General features: G+C 59.9%; 17 protein-coding genes. 12 read left to right on the forward strand and 5 right to left on the reverse strand.

The features are described 5' to 3' along the window. Nucleotides 1-441: 441 nt before the first annotated feature. The 4 genes from ABLV52_RS21200 to ABLV52_RS21215 form a co-directional block, all read right to left on the reverse strand. Nucleotides 442-813, reverse strand: a complete 372-nt coding sequence (locus ABLV52_RS21200) for a plasmid partitioning/stability family protein (protein ID WP_348890904.1) — start codon at nt 811-813, stop codon at nt 442-444. Between the two features lie 9 nt (nt 814-822). Continuing rightward, nucleotides 823-1779, reverse strand: coding sequence for a plasmid segregation protein ParM domain-containing protein (parM, locus tag ABLV52_RS21205; protein ID WP_080901628.1), 957 nt, complete (start codon nt 1777-1779; stop codon nt 823-825). Nucleotides 1780-2054: 275 nt separating this feature from the next. Next, the gene (gene melB / locus ABLV52_RS21210) at nt 2055-3470 is read right to left on the reverse strand and encodes a melibiose:sodium transporter MelB (RefSeq protein ID WP_044525156.1); all 1416 of its coding nucleotides are present in this window, start codon (nt 3468-3470) and stop codon (nt 2055-2057) included. A 93-nt stretch (nt 3471-3563) separates the two neighbouring features. Continuing rightward, a complete protein-coding gene (locus ABLV52_RS21215) occupies nt 3564-4916 on the reverse strand; it encodes an alpha-glucosidase/alpha-galactosidase (RefSeq protein ID WP_065813067.1) in 1353 nt (450 codons plus the stop codon). A 239-nt stretch (nt 4917-5155) separates the two neighbouring features. Between ABLV52_RS21215 and melR the strand changes: the two genes are divergently transcribed. Beyond that, the gene (melR, locus tag ABLV52_RS21220) at nt 5156-6094 is read left to right on the forward strand and encodes a transcriptional regulator MelR (RefSeq protein ID WP_004206385.1); all 939 of its coding nucleotides are present in this window, start codon (nt 5156-5158) and stop codon (nt 6092-6094) included. Nucleotides 6095-6143: 49 nt separating this feature from the next. Here the strand turns inward: melR and proP are convergent, their stop codons facing one another. Beyond that, complete coding sequence (proP, locus tag ABLV52_RS21225) at nt 6144-7646, reverse strand: glycine betaine/L-proline transporter ProP (RefSeq protein ID WP_023291673.1); 1503 nt, start codon at nt 7644-7646, stop codon at nt 6144-6146. 544 nt (nt 7647-8190) lie between these two features. Here proP and ABLV52_RS21230 point away from each other — a divergent pair. The 11 genes from ABLV52_RS21230 (at nt 8191) to phnN (ending at nt 16248) form a co-directional block, all read left to right on the forward strand. Next, nucleotides 8191-8526, forward strand: a complete 336-nt coding sequence (locus tag ABLV52_RS21230; protein WP_023291672.1) for a zinc ribbon domain-containing protein YjdM — start codon at nt 8191-8193, stop codon at nt 8524-8526. 227 nt (nt 8527-8753) lie between these two features. Next, nucleotides 8754-9188: a VOC family metalloprotein YjdN gene (yjdN, locus tag ABLV52_RS21235; RefSeq protein ID WP_023291671.1), complete on the forward strand. Its 435-nt coding sequence runs from the start codon at nt 8754-8756 to the stop codon at nt 9186-9188. 155 nt (nt 9189-9343) lie between these two features. Then, entirely contained in the window at nt 9344-10069 is a 726-nt protein-coding gene (gene phnF, locus ABLV52_RS21240) for a phosphonate metabolism transcriptional regulator PhnF (protein WP_348890905.1), read from the forward strand. Beyond that, entirely contained in the window at nt 10070-10522 is a 453-nt protein-coding gene (phnG, locus tag ABLV52_RS21245; RefSeq protein ID WP_032454588.1) for a phosphonate C-P lyase system protein PhnG, read from the forward strand. Continuing rightward, nucleotides 10519-11103: a phosphonate C-P lyase system protein PhnH gene (phnH, locus tag ABLV52_RS21250; protein WP_348890906.1), complete on the forward strand. Its 585-nt coding sequence runs from the start codon at nt 10519-10521 to the stop codon at nt 11101-11103. The genes phnG and phnH overlap by 4 nt, the downstream gene beginning before the upstream one ends. Further along, nucleotides 11104-12168 carry a carbon-phosphorus lyase complex subunit PhnI gene (locus ABLV52_RS21255; RefSeq protein ID WP_023291667.1) on the forward strand — a complete coding sequence of 355 codons (1065 nt, stop codon included), beginning with the start codon at nt 11104-11106 and terminating at the stop codon, nt 12166-12168. Beyond that, entirely contained in the window at nt 12161-13009 is an 849-nt protein-coding gene (locus ABLV52_RS21260) for an alpha-D-ribose 1-methylphosphonate 5-phosphate C-P-lyase PhnJ (protein WP_002885202.1), read from the forward strand. Before ABLV52_RS21255 ends, ABLV52_RS21260 begins: the two co-directional genes overlap by 8 nt. Further along, entirely contained in the window at nt 13006-13764 is a 759-nt protein-coding gene (phnK, locus tag ABLV52_RS21265; RefSeq protein WP_023291666.1) for a phosphonate C-P lyase system protein PhnK, read from the forward strand. The genes ABLV52_RS21260 and phnK overlap by 4 nt, the downstream gene beginning before the upstream one ends. Nucleotides 13765-13871: 107 nt before the next feature. Next, a complete protein-coding gene (phnL, locus tag ABLV52_RS21270) occupies nt 13872-14552 on the forward strand; it encodes a phosphonate C-P lyase system protein PhnL (RefSeq protein ID WP_023291665.1) in 681 nt (226 codons plus the stop codon). Further along, nucleotides 14549-15685, forward strand: coding sequence for an alpha-D-ribose 1-methylphosphonate 5-triphosphate diphosphatase (gene phnM / locus ABLV52_RS21275; protein WP_044525153.1), 1137 nt, complete (start codon nt 14549-14551; stop codon nt 15683-15685). Before phnL ends, phnM begins: the two co-directional genes overlap by 4 nt. After that, entirely contained in the window at nt 15685-16248 is a 564-nt protein-coding gene (gene phnN / locus ABLV52_RS21280; RefSeq protein ID WP_004206368.1) for a ribose 1,5-bisphosphokinase, read from the forward strand. Before phnM ends, phnN begins: the two co-directional genes overlap by 1 nt. Nucleotides 16249-16255 lie beyond the last annotated feature (7 nt).

Raw genomic sequence — 16255 nt, forward strand, 5'->3', positions numbered from 1 at the left:
AGGCCCACCATTGCACTGGATCCGTAGGCCCGCGCAAGCGTAGCGCCGCCGGGCAAGGCCACAGCCAGGGAGCCGCCTGTATGCCGGGTGGCGGCTACGCCTGACCCGGCCTACAAACTAAGCACAGCGCAAGCCGGGGAATTTCCCGGGTCGCGGCGTTCCGCCTTACCCGGGCTACCGGACCAGGCCCACCATTGCACTGGATCCGTAGGCCCGCGCAAGCGTAGCGCCGCCGGGCATGGCCACAGCCAGGGAGCCGCCTGTATGCCGGGTGGCGGCTACGCCTTACCCGGCCTACAAACTAAGCACAGCGCAAGCCGGGGAATTTCCCAGGTCGCGGCGTTCCGCCTTACCCGGGCTACCGGACAGTGTAAACAGTAGCCCGGCTAAGCGCAGCGCAAGCCGGGGAGTTTCCCGGATAGCGCAAACCGCGAATAGCGCTTAGTCCGGCAGCGAACCGGCGAGGTTGCGCGCCGAAACGCTCTCGCTGACCGGCACGGGCGGCTCCGGCGCCTTAGCCGGGGCGGCCGCTGGTGCGGCTGTCGGGGCGGAAGAGGCCGGCTGGATCTCAAGGAACGAGGCCAGCATCTTGCGCAGCGTTTCCGGTTTAGTGTCTTCCGCCAGCAGCGCCGCCAGCATCGACGGCAAGCGGCTATCGACTTCCCCTAACGCCAGCCCCGCCAGCAGCGCCGTGCGCGACATATCGCCGCGGTCGCCGCGATGGTGGGCTTCAATTTTTGCGTCCGCGAAGCGCTCGCTGGCGCTGATATCCGGGCGCAGGTAAATCAGCACTTTTCTGCGTTCCAGAGTCATAGACGCTCCTTAGCCAATAATTTTCAGACCACGCACCAGGGCGAACTGCGGCTCTTCAGCCACCACGAAACGGTCCTCACGCAGGCCCATACGTTCACGAATGGCATCGGCAACCAGCGGCGCGCCGCCGCCAATCACGATGGCATGCGAGTAGCCTTTAAAGCTATCGATAGCCGTCAGGACGCGGGTGGTCAGACGTTCGATGCTGTTAGTGATCACCTTTTTCACCTCAGAAACCGCATCCGGATCGTTGATGTTATCGGTCAGGTACGCTTCGTCATGGCGATTGATAATGATCTGGTCGACGTTATAGCTTGAGGTATCGGTATTCGCCCGCGCCAGCGCCAGCTTAACGGCGTCGGTCACCAGCGATACGCCCAGCTTCGGGTCGCCGTAAATGCGCGAAACCGAGGTCATCTGCCCGGCGACCATCGAGATATCGAGCGTGGTGCCGCCGAGGTCGACAATCAGCACCGAATGGGAGGGCTTGAGTTCATCGCACAGGCTAATGCCCGCCGGAATCGATTCCGGGCGCACGGTGACTTTGGTGATGTTGAACACCACGCCTTTATTCAGTTTAACTTCGCGCAGCAGGCTCTTTTTCTTACGCTCAATGTTGTCGAGGCGATATTGCGCATCCTCGTCATAAAATTCAGTCAGCGGCAGCGTCACGACTATTTCGACGTCCTGTGGCTCAAGACCGCTGGTCAGCAGCGCGTGATGGACAGCGATGGAGTTCAACGGGCTGTACTGCCAGTCAATATTATTGGTCGGGAGCGCGTCGGGAGTGATCAGGTCGAATGAGTACTTTTCATCATCCACGGTGTAGTTAAAGGGCTTCCCGGAACCGAAGGTGGCAGACCAGCCGCGTTTAAAACTATTGGGGCTGATATGGGTGAAAGTTTCGCCATCTTGCTCCCACAGCATTTTGATATTGGTTGAACCATCATCGATAAAAATGCGCATCGCATTGCTCCATCACTGAGACAAATAAGAGAAAAATGTAACACCCAAAAAGAGTAGCAAGAGTTAAAAAGCAGCGCAAGAGCACGAAAAAGAGACAAATATGAGTTTTAATTGAGAACAATTAGAGCAAATAACAACTTCACGAACCTAAAGAGAGAATATTTTGAGACAAATTAGAGAAATGCGATTTCTCTTTTCGTCCGCTTTCAACGCTCATTTTTGTCCAAAAAAGAGAGCATCCCTCCCCTCTTTCGTCAGCTGTTTTCGAACGCTTTTTACACCTGGTTGGGTACCACAATGGGCCGTTCCGGCTCAGCCACATTTTCCGGTACCCGACGATATTTATCCAGCAGGTGAATCTGAATGCGACGCAGCATATCGCCGTTGAGCTTGTAATAGCGGAAATAGAGAAACAGCGTCAGGGCAAAAAAGAGCGTCGGCAGCGCAATCATAATCGCCTGCATCCCCAGCAGCGTCTGGGACGACTGGGCCACATTCGGCACATAACCGATGATACCGAGCACGATGGCGATAAACCAGGCCGCGAACGCCGAGCCCGCTTTCACCACCAGCGTCTGCACCGAATAGGCGATACTTTCGCAGCGGATGTTCATCGTATATTCGCCGTAGTCGACGGTATCGGCCACCATAATAACCTGCAGCACCCAGAACAGCGCGGTGCCGATATTCAACAGCACGCCGGCCAGCGAAATCAGCGCGACGTTGTAGACCCCGCTCAGCGCCATCAGCAACAGCACGCCGCAGCCCAGCACCGGCATGATCGAAGCGCCCGCCCACAGAATGCGCCGCGACAGCCCTTTCACCAGCCGCGGAAACAGCACTAACGTCAGGAGGTTCGCCGCGCCGGCGTAGGACATGTAATACGGGAACATCTCCGCGCTGCCAATCACGTAGGTAAAGTAGTAAATCGCAAAGCCAGCGATAATATTCGCCGCCGTGTTATAGGCCAGCGCCATGCCCAACAGACAGGCCAGCTGATCGTTTTTATAGATCAGCGCCACCATCTGGCGCAGTGAGAGATGGCTGGCATCCTCGCTCACGCCGCTATCCGAGGAGTAAACCTCGTGGACGTTGCGCAGCGTGACGAGGGTGGAAACCACGAAGAAGGCGATCAACACCAGGGTGAACATCTGGAAACCGAAACCGCGGTCGGCGCCGCCCACGGCGCTGACAAACGGCAGCGTGACGCCGGCAGTGACGAATCCCGCCAGGCTGGCGAAAAAGCGTGGATACGGCACCAGCTGTTCACGTTCGCGTTTATCAAGGGTAATGGTCGGCACCAGCGACCAGAACGGCACATCCATGATGGTGTAGGTGAACCCCCACAGCAGGTAGGTCAGCCACACCCATGCCAGCAGCGCCCCGCCGGAGAAGTGATGGGCGCTGAACAGCATATACAGCACCACCGAGTTGGTTATCGTGCCAATCAGGATCCACGGTTTGAATTTCCCCCATCGCGATCGCGTACAGTTGACGATCCACCCCATGATCGGATCGGCTATCGCATCGAGGATCCGCGCCACCAGAAACAAGGTGCCGACCACCCCAACCGACAGTCCAACAATATCGGTGTAGTAATACATCAGGTACATGTAGACGATACCGATAGCGAAATCTTTACCAAAGGCACCAAATCCGTAGCTGAGCTTTGTTGTCATTGAAATACTCATAGGGTACAGGTCGCTGTCGCCAGCGCCTCCTTCAGTGTTTGATAGAGCATGCAGGACGCCGCCGGGGTCGTTGCCCCCGGCGGCATGAGAAGATTAACGATGCAGCCAGGACGGCAGCCAGTCGCCGTGGCTGGCGATCAGATCGTCCACCAGCGCGTAGATCTCTTCGATCCCCAGCACCGCGGCGGTGTGCGGATCCATCATCGTGGCGTAATAGACGTAATCGCGATTTTCGGTGAGGATCGCCTCCGTGAGCAGCGTCTGCACGTTGATGTTGGTCTGCATCAGCGCCGCCAGATGCGCCGGCAGCGCGCCCACTTTGGTCGGCTGAATGCCGTTGGCGTCCACCAGGCAAGCCACTTCCACGCAGCAGCCCTGCGGCAGGTTGTCGATAAGGCCGTCATTGCGTACGTTGCCATACACCACGCTTGGCTCGCCGGTCCAGATGGCGTTCATGATGGTGCTGGCATACTCACGGGATGGCTTCACCTCGATGCGCTCGCCGCGCTGATAGCTCTCCAGCTCCTGATGCCAGTTGGCCAGTTGCTCGACGCAGCGTTTCGGGTATTCGTCCAGCGGCACTTTATAGCGGGCGATAAGGTCCTCGCGGCCCGGCTTGATAAACCATGGCGTGTATTCGGCAAAATGCTCCGATGACTCGGTCACAAAGTAGCCGAGCTTTTTGAACATCTCATAGCGGACGATATTTTCGCAGCGTGGGTTGCCGTGCAGGTTAGGCTTCGGCGCGCGCCCATCGGCGTAGGCCTGCAGCAGGTCGGGATAGAGGCTGACATAGCTGCCGTCGGCGAGCTTTTTCTCCAGCGAGAGATAGAACGCCATATGGTTAATCCCGGCGCAGCGGTAGCGTAAATCCGCCGGGTTGAGGTCAAGATCGCGCGCCAGTTCTTCCGCCGTTCCCTGCACCGAGTGGCACAGGCCAACCTGTTTAATATGCGGGTAGCGGGCGTACATGGCCCAGGTGTTCATCGCCATTGGGTTGACGTAGTTAAGCAGGGTGGCGTCCGGGCAGACCTCGGTCATGTCGTCGCAGATAGCCCACAGGTGAGGTATGGTGCGCAGGGCGCGCATAATGCCCCCCGGACCCAGCGTATCGGCGATGGTCTGCTCCAGGCCATGGTGTTTACAGACCTCAAAATCGGTGACGGTACAGGGCTCATAGCCGCCAATCTGGAAGGCGACCACAACGAAATCAGCGCCCTGCAGGGCGGTTTTGCGATCGCGATGGCAGCTGATTTCGCCCTTCGCGCCGACGGAATCCATCAGCTTGCGCACCACGGTATGCGACTCTTCCAGCCGGGTGTCATCGATATCCATCAGCGCGACATGCGCCGATTTCAGCGCCGGGCGCTGGAAAACATCACCGAGAATATTTTTAACGAACACCGTCGAACCGGCGCCGATAAAGGTAATTTTTGGGGCGGTCATTACGCTCTCTCCATCTGGTCATTGAACCCTTGCAGAGTGGCACGCCGTTCAGCGTTGCGCTGCCCTGTTCCCACCGGAGCATTCCCGAAAGCTCAGATCGGCCATTAAGCGCCACAAAATCTGAGTTTTCGGGAACAGATTGCGCAAAAAGGAGAGAAAATGGGCCGATTCTTCCGCTAAGCTGTCGTCAGTTCTGGCGAAAAATGCAGCCACTCTGACAATTCAGGAATACGCTAACGATGGAATACCGCTTCACCTCCCTGCCCCCCGATCCCTTTATGTGCAGCAGCGATGAAAAGCAGAGCCGCAGCCCGCTGGCGCTCTACTCTGAGTATCAGCGTATGGATATCGAGCTGCGCCCGCCGCACGCCATGCCTACCAGCCACTGGCATGGCCAGGTGGAGGTCAACGTGCCGTTCGATGGCGACGTGGAATATTTGATTAATAACGAAGTGGTGCGCATAGAGAAAGGCTATATCACCCTGTTCTGGGCCTGTACGCCGCATCAGTTGACCCGCCCGGGGGATTGCCAGCAGATGGCGATCTTTAACCTGCCGATGCATCTGTTTCTCTCATGGCCGCTGGACCGGGAGCTGATCAACCACGTCACTCACGGGATGGTGATTAAATCCCTCGCCGCCCAGCAGCTGAGCGCCTTCGAGGTGCGCCGCTGGCAGCAGGAGCTGAACCACGACAATGAACAGATTCGCCAGCTGGCGATCGATGAAATCGCCCTGATGCTGAAGCGGCTGAGCCTCGCCGGCTGGCAGCCGATTCTGGTCAACAAAACCTCGCGCACCCATAAGAACAGCGTCTCGCGCCATGCGCAGTTTTATGTCAGCCAGATGCTGGAGTTTATCGCCGCCCACTACGACCAGGCGCTGACCGTCAATGCCGTCGCCGAGCACGTTAAGCTCAACCCGAACTATGCGATGGGGGTATTCCAGAGAGTGATGCAGCAAACCATGAAGCAGTACATTACCGCCATGCGCATCAATCACGTGCGGGCGCTGCTGAGCGATACCGACAAGACCATCCTGGATATCGCCCTCACCGCCGGTTTCCGCTCCAGCAGCCGCTTCTACAGCACCTTTACCCGCTACGTGGGGATGCCGCCGCAGCAGTACCGTAAACTCAGCCAACAGCGTCGTCACGGTCTGGCCTTGCCGGAGGCATAAAAAATGCCGCCGGGGTTTCCCCAGGCGGCATGATTAGCAGTGAAAACAGTTAGTCGTTGATACGCGGATGCTGCTGCACCAGACGCGACCGTTTTGCCTGCAGATCGGCGATCTCCTGATCGATATCTTCGATTTTTTGCTCGATATTATCGTAGTGCTCGCCAAGGATTTCTTTCGCTTCCTGAATATCCGACGCCGCCGGGGTCGCCCCTTTCAGCGGACGGTTAGCCGTCTCTTTCATCGACAGACCCGTCGCCATACCCACCACCGCGATCACCATCAGGTAGTATGCCGGCATCATCAGGTTCTGAGTGGTTTCCACCAGCCACGCCGCCAGGGTTGGCGTCAGACCGGCAATTAGCACTGAGATGTTAAAGGCGCTGGCCAGGGCGCTGAAGCGGATATGCGTCGGGAACATCGCCGGCAGCGAGGAGGCCATCACCCCGATAAAGCAGTTCAGCACCACCGCCAGCAGCAGCAGACCGGCGAAGATCAGGCTCGTCACGTTGCTGTTGATCATAATGAAGGCCGGGATCGACAGGGCAAACAGCGCCACGCTACCAATCAGGATAAACGGGCGACGGCCGAAACGGTCGCTAAGCATACCGATAACCGGCTGTACAAACAGCATCCCGACCATGATGGCGATGATGATCAGCACCCCATGGTCTTCCGAGTAGTGCAGGTTATGCGACAGGTAGCTCGGCATGTAGGTCAGCAGCATGTAGTAGGTCACGTTGGTGGAAATCACCAGACCGATACAGGTCAGCAGGCTACGCCAGTGTTTGGTGGCAATCTCTTTAAAAGAGACCTTCGGCCCGTCCTGCAGACCTTCACGGTCGCCCTGCTCCATGGTGTCCACATGCTGCTGGAACGCCGGGGTCTCTTCCAGCGCATGGCGCAGATAGAGGCCGATGATGCCTAACGGCAGCGCCAGGAAGAACGGGATACGCCAACCCCACTCAAGGAAGTTCTGTTCCCCCACTACGCTGGAGATCAGGACCACCACGCCGGCCCCCATCACAAACCCGGCGATGGAGCCAAAGTCCAGCCAGCTGCCCATAAACCCGCGTTTACGGTCAGGGGAGTATTCCGCGACGAAGATCGACGCCCCGGTATATTCACCACCGACCGAGAAGCCTTGCGCCATTTTACACAGCAGCAGCAGGATCGGCGCCCAGATACCTATCGTGGCATACGAAGGAATAAGGCCGATACAGAAAGTACTTATCGACATGATCACGATAGTTATCGCGAGAATTTTCTGCCGACCGTATTTATCGCCCAGCATCCCGAAGAACAGGCCGCCCAGCGGACGAATTAAAAATGGAACGGAGAAGGTACCGAGTGCGGCAATCATCTGCACGCTTGGGTTGGCATCGGGGAAGAAGACTTTACCTAAGGCGTAGGCCACAAAGCCGTAGACGCCGAAATCGAACCACTCCATCGCGTTGCCCAGCGAGGCCGCGGTGATCGCCTTTTTCAGTTTACCATCGTCGATGATGGTCACATCCTTAAGGGTGATGGGCTTTATTTTTTTCCTTTTAAGCATATTTTTCCTCTGCTACTCCGCCTTGAATGCACGTCTCTTCGCCGAATGGCAAAGCCATTCGCAACGTGCGTCAGGAGCGGTGAATTGCTGTGCTCCTCATTTCAAGCGTAGCAGGTTTGCCTGCACTGTCTGCTGACAGAATGTACAACCGAACCTGTTGACGCCTGCTGTGGCTACTGGTGAATAAATGGAGCGGCTCATCGTCATCATTGATGAAATTGACCTGCTCCCCTTTTTTACCCTAACAGTGTTTATATCTGCGATCAACTTCACATAAATTTACCGCCTAATTACAGAGTCCCAGAAAATAAATAAGTTCATTTCCTGCCGATCGCCCGGAAATTATTTCGTCGATGTTGTTCCATCGCCGGCGGTTAATTTCAGCAATTATTCGGTTCTTCCCGGAATAGCGCCCCGGCTATTTTTTAGCAAAAAAACACCCGACAAAAGTGGGTGATTGCGCTATAATCATAGCCACTTTCGGCTCTCAGCCGCTGTTTAAAGGACCAACGTCCTGTTTTTCGACGACATCACGAGGAACGTCATGCAACTGCCACACTGCCCTAAATGCGATTCGACTTACACTTATGAAGACAACGGCATGTACATCTGCCCGGAATGCGCCCATGAGTGGAACCCTGCCGAAGCCACGGAAGAAAACGACGTTCTGATCGTTAAAGATGCCAATGGCAATTTACTGGCCGATGGCGACAGCGTCACGGTAGTGAAAGATCTGAAGGTTAAAGGCAGCTCTTCGATGCTGAAAATCGGCACCAAAGTGAAGAATATCCGCCTGGTCGAAGGCGATCACAATATTGACTGCAAAATTGACGGTTTTGGCCCGATGAAGCTGAAATCGGAATTCGTCAAAAAGAACTGATTTATTTCCGGGCAGGCGACGCGATTATTTTCCCCTATCGCCGTCGCCGCTCCCGATATCCTCACTGCCCTTCGCCTCCCTGCGCATCCGGTTATTTATCCCGCCAGCCGCCGCTATTTACGCTGCCGCCTGCAGCACTATTCCCGCCCCATTTTCGCGCTGCCGTCTGGCTCAATCCCGCTATGGGCGACTACGCTTTACGGGTTACGGTCACTGAGGTATTCACCATGTCCTTAAGTCCCTACCTTGCCTTTGCGGGCAACTGCGCCGAGGCGATCGCCTTCTATCAGCAGACGCTGGGCGCCGAGCTGATGTTTAAAATGACCTTTGGCGAAATGCCGCCTTCGGCGCAGGAAGCCTCTGACGGCTGCCCGTCTGGCCAGAAGATGGCGGATGACGCCATCGCCCACGCCAGCCTGCGCATCGGCAACGGCGAGCTGATGCTAAGCGACAGCGCCTTCGGGCCCGATGTGCATTACGCCGGCTTCACCCTCGTCCTCGATCCCAACGATGTCGCTGAAGGCCAGCGCTGGTTCGACGCGCTGGCGGTCGGCGGGCGCATTGAGATGGCCTGGCAGGAAACCTTCTGGGCCCACGGCTTCGGCAAAGTCGTCGATCGCTTTGGCGTCCCATGGATGATCAACGTGGTCAAACAAGGCTGACCCCGCCAGGGCGGCCTGGCCGCCCTGTCATCCGTCTGGCATTAACTCTTCATCCTTTAGTCATCATCACTTAACAGAACTGCAACATAAACCGGTCAGGATCGGCTCACAACGCGAGGAGGCTCCTCGCCTATGCTGTGTGAGGCTTGATGACCATGCACCTGTCCAGACATCCGACCAGTTATCCCACGCGCTATCAGGAAATCGCCGCCCGGCTTGAGCAGGAGCTGCGCCACCACTATCGCTGCGGCGACTATCTGCCCGCCGAGCAGCAGCTGGCGACGCGCTTCGACGTAAACCGCCATACCCTGCGTCGGGCTATCGACCAGCTGGTTGAGCGCGGCTGGGTACAACGCCGTCAGGGCGTCGGCGTGCTGGTGCTGATGCGGCCGATCGATTACCCGCTCAATGCCCAGGCGCGGTTCAGCCAGAACCTGCTGGAACAAGGCAGCGATCCCACCAGCGAAAAACTGCTGTCGGTACTGCGCCCCGCCAGCGCGCACGTTGCCGAGGCCTTTGGCATTAGCGAGGGCGAGAATGTCATCCACCTGCGCACCCTGCGCCGGGTCAATGGCGTCGCCCTGTGCCTGATTGACCACTACTTTGCCGACCTGCACTTCTGGCCGGTGTTGCAGACCTTCAGCCACGGCTCGCTGCACAACCTGCTCCGCGATCGGCTTGACGTCGAACTGACCCGGGTGCGCACCAAAATCAGCGCCCGTCGCGCGCAGGCGAAAGAGAGCAAGCTGCTGGAGATCCCCAATATGGCGCCGCTGCTCTGCGTGCGCACCCTCAACAGCCGCCAGGGCGAGCAGGCCGTCACCGAATACTCCGTCAGCCTGACCCGCGCCGACATGATTGAATTCACCATGGAGCACTGAATGCACTTCGATACCGCCACCCGCCAGCGCTGGATGTCCGTGCTGGCCCACAGTGAACCGCAAGATCTTCTGGCACGCATGCACGCCCTGCAGCTGGCGCCGGAGTATGAGCTGATCCGCTCTCCCGAGACAGGCCTGGTGCAGCTTCAGGCCCGGATGGGCGGTATCGGCGACCGTTTCTTCGCCGGCGACGCCACGCTCACCCGGGCGGCGGTACGTCTGGCCGATGGTACGCTCGGCTACAGCTGGATCTTAGGCCGCGACCGCCCGCACGCCGAACGCTGCGCGGCCATCGACGCCCTGCTGCAGTCGCCCCGCCATTTTCACAATTTAATGGAAACCCTGATAACCCCGCTGGAAGCGCTACGCAGCGCGCGCATTGAAGCCCGACGCGCCGAAGTCAACGCCAGCCGGGTCGACTTCTTTACCCTGGTTCGCGGAGATAACGCATGACCTTACAACCCGCTTTTACCCTGGCTGTGCAGGATGCCCAACACAGTTTTCGTCGCCTGCTGAAAGCGATGAGCGAGCCGGGGGTGATTGTCTCCCTGCAGCAGTTGCAGCACGGCTGGCAGCCGCTGAACGTCGCCTCCACCAGCCTGCTGTTGACCCTTGCCGATCACGAAACGCCGGTCTGGCTCGCCAGCGCCCTGCATAACGATCTGGTGGGACAGAATCTGCGCTTCCATACCGGCGCGCCGCTGGTGGACCAGCCGCAGCAGGCGATCTTTGCGGTCGCCAATGACGGCATCAGCGCCGAGCAGCTCAACGTCCTCTCCGCGGGCACCGTCACCGCCCCGGAGACCGGCGTCACGCTGATCGTCCAGCTCGCCAGCCTGAGCGGCGGGCGCATGCTGCGCCTGACCGGGGCAGGCATTGCCGAAGAGCGAATGATCGCCCCTCAGCTGCCGGACTGCATCATTGACGAACTGACGGAGCGCCCGCACCCGTTCCCGCTGGGCATTGACCTGATCCTCACCTGCGGCGAGCGCCTGCTGGCGATCCCGCGCACCACCCACGTGGAGGTTTGCTAAATGTACGTTGCCGTCAAGGGCGGCGAGAAGGCGATCCGCGCCGCTCACGCCTTACAGGAACAGAAACGACGGGGCGATGGACGGCTTCCCGAACTGAGCGTTGACCAGATAAGCGACCAGCTCAATCTGGCGGTGGACCGGGTGATGACCGAGGGCGGCATCGCCGACCGCGAACTGGCGGCGCTGGCGCTCAAGCAGGCCAGCGGCGATAACGTCGAAGCGATCTTCCTGCTGCGCGCCTACCGCACCACCCTGCCGCGGCTGGCGGTTAGCGAACCGATCGACACCGCCGGAATGCGTCTCGAACGCCGCATCTCGGCAGTGTACAAAGATATCCCCGGCGGTCAGCTGCTGGGCCCTACCTACGACTACACCCACCGCCTGCTCGATTTTACCCTGCTGGCGAACGGCGACGCGCCGTCTGTGCCGAAAGCCGATAGCGAAGCGCCGACCTCGCCGCATGTTTTCAGCCTGCTCACGCAGCAGGGGCTGGCGAAGGCCGAGGAAGATCGCGGCACACCGCCCGACGATATCACCCGCACCCCGCCGGTCTACCCCTGCTCGCGTTCTTCGCGCCTGCAGCAGCTGATGCGCGGCGATGAAGGCTACCTGCTGGCGCTGGCCTATTCGACTCAGCGCGGCTATGGCCGCAACCATCCGTTTGCCGGCGAGATCCGCAGCGGCTACGTGCAGGTGGAGATTGTCCCGGAAGAGCTGGGCTTTAGCGTCAATATTGGCGAGCTGCTGCTGACCGAATGCGAAATGGTCAACGGCTTCGTCGCCCCGCAGGATGAACCGCCGCACTTCACCCGCGGCTACGGTCTGACCTTCGGCATGAGCGAGCGCAAAGCGATGGCCATGGCCCTCGTCGACCGCGCCCTGCAGGCGGCGGACTATGACGAAGAGATTGCCGGTCCCGCCCAGGATGAAGAGTTTGTGCTGGCCCACGCCGATAACGTTGAAGCCGCCGGCTTCGTCTCGCATCTGAAGCTACCGCACTATGTCGATTTCCAGGCCGAACTGGCGCTGCTGAAACGCCTGCAACGGGAGAACGAACGTGGCTAACCCACTGACTGGCTATAACTTTGCTTATCTCGACGAGCAAACCAAGCGCATGATCCGCCGGGCTATTCTCAAAGCGGTAGCCATTCCCGGCTATCAGGTGCCGTTCGGCGGTCGCGAAATGCCGATGCCCTACGGCTGGGGCACTGGCGGCATCCAGCTGACCGCCAGCGTCATCGGCGAGAACGACGTGCTGAAGGTGATTGACCAGGGCGCCGATGACACCACCAACGCGGTGTCGATCCGCCAGTTCTTTAAGCGCGTGACCGGCGTCGCCACCACTGAGCGCACTGAAGACGCCACCCTGATCCAGACCCGCCACCGCATCCCGGAGACGCCGCTGGTGGAGGATCAGATCCTGATCTATCAGGTGCCGATCCCGGAGCCGCTGCGCTTTATCGAGCCGCGCGAAACCGAAACCCGCACTATGCACGCCCTGGAAGAGTACGGCGTGATGCAGGTGAAACTGTATGAAGATATCGCCCGCTTCGGCCATATCGCCACCACCTACGCCTACCCGGTGAAGGTCAATGGCCGCTACGTGATGGACCCCTCGCCGATCCCGAAATTCGATAACCCGAAAATGCACATGATGCCGGCGCTGCAGCTGTTCGGCGCCGGGCGCGAAAAGCGGATCTACGCCGTGCCGCCCTATACCCCGGTGGAAAGTCTCGATTTCGACGACCATCCGTTTACCGTCCAGGAGTGGGATGAGCCTTGCGCCATCTGCGGCTCGCGCCACAGCTACCTCGACGAAGTGGTGCTGGATGACAGCGGCCAGCGGATGTTTGTCTGCTCCGATACCGACTATTGCCGCCAGCAGAGCGAGGGGCAGAAAAAATGAGCCAGCCGTTACTTGCCGTCAATCACCTGACCCATCTCTATGCCCCAGATAAAGGCTTCCGCGACGTCTCCTTCGAACTGTGGCCGGGGGAAGTGCTCGGCATCGTTGGGGAGTCCGGATCCGGTAAAACCACCCTGCTGAAGGCGATTTCCGCCCGCCTGACGCCGCAGCGGGGCGAGGTGCTGTACCAGCAGCGCTCGCTGTACGCCATGAGCGAAGCCGAACGCCGCCGCCTGCTGCGCACCGAATGGGGGGTGGTGCATCAGCACCCGATGGACGGCCTGCGTCGCCAGGTCTCCGCCGGGGGCAACATCGGCGAACGGCTGATGGCCACCGGCGCCCGCCACTATGGCAACATTCGCGCCACCGCCGAAAAGTGGCTGCAGGAGGTGGAGATCCCGCCCTCGCGCATCGACGACCTGCCCACCACCTTTTCCGGCGGCATGCAGCAGCGTCTGCAGATCGCCCGCAATCTCGTCACCCAGCCGAAGCTGGTGTTTATGGATGAACCCACCGGCGGGCTGGATGTGTCCGTGCAGGCGCGGCTGCTTGATCTGCTGCGCGGCCTGGCGGTGGAGCTGAATCTGGCGGTGGTGATTGTCACCCACGATCTCGGCGTCGCCCGCCTGCTGGCGAACCGACTGCTGGTGATGAAGCAGGGCCAGGTGGTGGAGAGTGGCTTAACCGACCGGGTGCTCGACGATCCGCATCACCCTTACACCCAGCTGTTGGTGTCGTCGGTATTGCAGAACTGACGCTGTTTTGCCGGGCGGCGGCTGCGCCTTACCCGGCCTGCAGATGCGTTATTCGTAGGCCGGGTCAGCGAAGCGCCACCCGGCAACTCAACCCCGTGAGGGCTAACATGATCCGCGTTGAAAACATTCATAAAACCTTTGTTCTGCACCAGCAGCACGGCGTGCGTCTGCCGGTGCTGGCCGACGCCTCGCTGACCGTTAACGCCGGGGAGTGCGTGGTGCTCCATGGCCACTCCGGCAGCGGCAAATCGACCCTGCTGCGCTCGCTGTACGCCAACTATCTGCCGGACAGCGGCCATATTCATATCCGCCACGGCGACGAATGGGTCGATCTGGTCACCGCCACGCCGCGCAAGGTGCTGGAAGTGCGTCAAACCACCATCGGCTGGGTCAGCCAGTTTCTGCGGGTGATCCCGCGCATTTCGGCGCTGGAGGTGGTGATGCAGCCGCTGCTCGACCTCGGGACGCCGCGTGAAGCGAGCGCCGCCAAAGCCGCCCAGCTGCTGACCCGCCTCAACGTTCCCGAACGTCTGTGGCATCTTGCGCCGTCGACCTTTTCCGGCGGCGAACAGCAGCGGGTCAATATCGCCCGCGGTTTTGCGGTCGACTATCCGATCCTGCTCCTCGATGAACCCACCGCCTCACTGGATGCCAAAAACAGTGCTGCTGTGGTCGACCTGATCCACGATGCCAAAGCGCGCGGCGCGGCCATCGTCGGGATTTTCCATGACGAAGGGGTACGCCGCCAGGTCGCCGACCGGCTGCACCCCATGGGAATGACAGCATGATTATCAATAACGTAAATCTGGTTCTCGACGACGACGTGGTACACGGTTCGCTGGAAGTCCAGGGCGGTCGCATTCTCGCCTTCGCGGAAAGCCAGAGCCGGCTGCCGCAGGCGCTGGATGGCGAAGGCGGCTGGCTGCTGCCGGGCCTTATCGAACTGCATACCGATAACCTCGACAAATTCTTTACCCCGCGACCGAAGGTGGACTGGCCGGCCCACTCGGCGATGAGCAGCCACGATGCAATGATGGTCGCCAGCGGCATCACCACCGTGCTCGACGCCGTGGCGATCGGCGACGTGCGCGATGGCGGCGATCGCCTTGAGAATCTGGAGAAGATGGTCAATGCGGTGGAAGAGACGCAAAAGCGCGGCCTCAACCGCGCCGAGCACCGCCTGCACCTGCGCTGCGAGCTGCCGCATCACACCACGCTGCCGCTGTTTGAAAAGCTCATTGACCGCGAGTCAGTGAGCATGGTCTCGCTGATGGATCACTCCCCGGGCCAGCGCCAGTATGCCGATCGCAGCAAGTACCGCGATTACTATCAGGGAAAGTACCATCTGACGCATGACGAGATGGATCGTTTTGAAGCCGAGCAGATGGCCCTGGCCGCCACCTGGTCGCAGCCCAATCGCCAGACCATTGCCGCCATGTGCCGCGCCCGCCGTATCGCCCTCGCCAGCCACGACGACGCCACCGAGGCGCATGTGGCTGAATCCCACCAGTTGGGTAGCGTGATCGCCGAGTTTCCTACCACCCTGGCCGCGGCGCAGGCTTCACGTCAGCACGGGATGCACGTCCTGATGGGGGCGCCGAATATCGTGCGCGGCGGTTCCCACTCCGGCAACGTCGCCGCCCACCAGCTGGCGAACCACGGTTTGCTCGACATTCTCTCTTCCGACTACTACCCCGCCAGCCTGCTGGATGCCGCATTCCGCATCGCCGACGCCGAGGATAACGCCTTCACCCTGGCGCAGGCGATCCGTCTGGTCAGCAAACATCCGGCGCAGGCGCTGGGCCTTGACGATCGCGGCGTCATCGCCGAGGGGAAACGCGCCGACCTGGTGCTGGCGCACCGTCGCGGCGAGCATGTCCACATCGACCATGTCTGGCGCCAGGGAAGGAGGGTCTTTTAATGCCGGGGAAACTGATTTGGCTGGTGGGGCCCTCCGGCTCCGGTAAAGACAGCCTGCTGGCGGCGCTGCGCCAGCGCGAGCACCCGCAGCTGCTGGTGGCGCATCGTTACATTACCCGGCCCTTTAACGCCGGTAACGAAAACCATATCGCCCTCAGCGAACATGAATTTTTTACCCGCGCCGAGCAGCATCTCTTTGCCCTCAGCTGGCACGCCAACCATACTTACTATGGCATTGGCGTGGAGATCGACCTCTGGCTGCACGCCGGCTTCGACGTGGTGGCCAATGGCTCCCGCGCCCATCTGGCGCTGGCGCGGGAACGCTACGGCGAGGTGCTGGTGCCGATCTGTCTCGCCGTCTCGCCGCCGGTGCTGCGCCAGCGGCTGGAGCAGCGCGGCCGGGAAAATGCGGTGGACATCGCCCAGCGTCTGGACCGCGCCGCGCGCTATAAGCCGGACGATTGCCTGACGCTGAATAACGACGGCAGTCTCCGCCAATCGGTCGATGAATTTTTCCGCCTGTTGCGCAGCCACGCGGTGCGCGAAGCGGATCCGCTGGTATAAACACAAG

Source organism: Klebsiella sp. GB_Kp056 (assembly GCF_040064755.1).
GTDB lineage: Bacteria > Pseudomonadota > Gammaproteobacteria > Enterobacterales > Enterobacteriaceae > Klebsiella > Klebsiella quasipneumoniae.

What these genes read in the sequence shown, in the direction of transcription:
- phnL (WP_023291665.1), top strand. Translation starts at nt 13,872, where the DNA reads ATGATCCGCGTTGAAAACATTCATAAAACCTTTGTTCTGCACCAGCAG.
- ABLV52_RS21230 (WP_023291672.1), top strand. Translation starts at nt 8,191, where the DNA reads ATGCAACTGCCACACTGCCCTAAATGCGATTCGACTTACACTTATGAA.
- phnM (WP_044525153.1), top strand. Translation starts at nt 14,549, where the DNA reads ATGATTATCAATAACGTAAATCTGGTTCTCGACGACGACGTGGTACAC.
- phnH (WP_348890906.1), top strand. Translation starts at nt 10,519, where the DNA reads ATGACCTTACAACCCGCTTTTACCCTGGCTGTGCAGGATGCCCAACAC.
- phnF (WP_348890905.1), top strand. Translation starts at nt 9,344, where the DNA reads ATGCACCTGTCCAGACATCCGACCAGTTATCCCACGCGCTATCAGGAA.
- ABLV52_RS21215 (WP_065813067.1), bottom strand. Translation starts at nt 4,916, where the DNA reads ATGACCGCCCCAAAAATTACCTTTATCGGCGCCGGTTCGACGGTGTTC.
- phnG (WP_032454588.1), top strand. Translation starts at nt 10,070, where the DNA reads ATGCACTTCGATACCGCCACCCGCCAGCGCTGGATGTCCGTGCTGGCC.
- ABLV52_RS21200 (WP_348890904.1), bottom strand. Translation starts at nt 813, where the DNA reads ATGACTCTGGAACGCAGAAAAGTGCTGATTTACCTGCGCCCGGATATC.
- phnN (WP_004206368.1), top strand. Translation starts at nt 15,685, where the DNA reads ATGCCGGGGAAACTGATTTGGCTGGTGGGGCCCTCCGGCTCCGGTAAA.
- parM (WP_080901628.1), bottom strand. Translation starts at nt 1,779, where the DNA reads ATGCGCATTTTTATCGATGATGGTTCAACCAATATCAAAATGCTGTGG.
- ABLV52_RS21255 (WP_023291667.1), top strand. Translation starts at nt 11,104, where the DNA reads ATGTACGTTGCCGTCAAGGGCGGCGAGAAGGCGATCCGCGCCGCTCAC.
- yjdN (WP_023291671.1), top strand. Translation starts at nt 8,754, where the DNA reads ATGTCCTTAAGTCCCTACCTTGCCTTTGCGGGCAACTGCGCCGAGGCG.
- melB (WP_044525156.1), bottom strand. Translation starts at nt 3,470, where the DNA reads ATGAGTATTTCAATGACAACAAAGCTCAGCTACGGATTTGGTGCCTTT.
- melR (WP_004206385.1), top strand. Translation starts at nt 5,156, where the DNA reads ATGGAATACCGCTTCACCTCCCTGCCCCCCGATCCCTTTATGTGCAGC.
- proP (WP_023291673.1), bottom strand. Translation starts at nt 7,646, where the DNA reads ATGCTTAAAAGGAAAAAAATAAAGCCCATCACCCTTAAGGATGTGACC.
- phnK (WP_023291666.1), top strand. Translation starts at nt 13,006, where the DNA reads ATGAGCCAGCCGTTACTTGCCGTCAATCACCTGACCCATCTCTATGCC.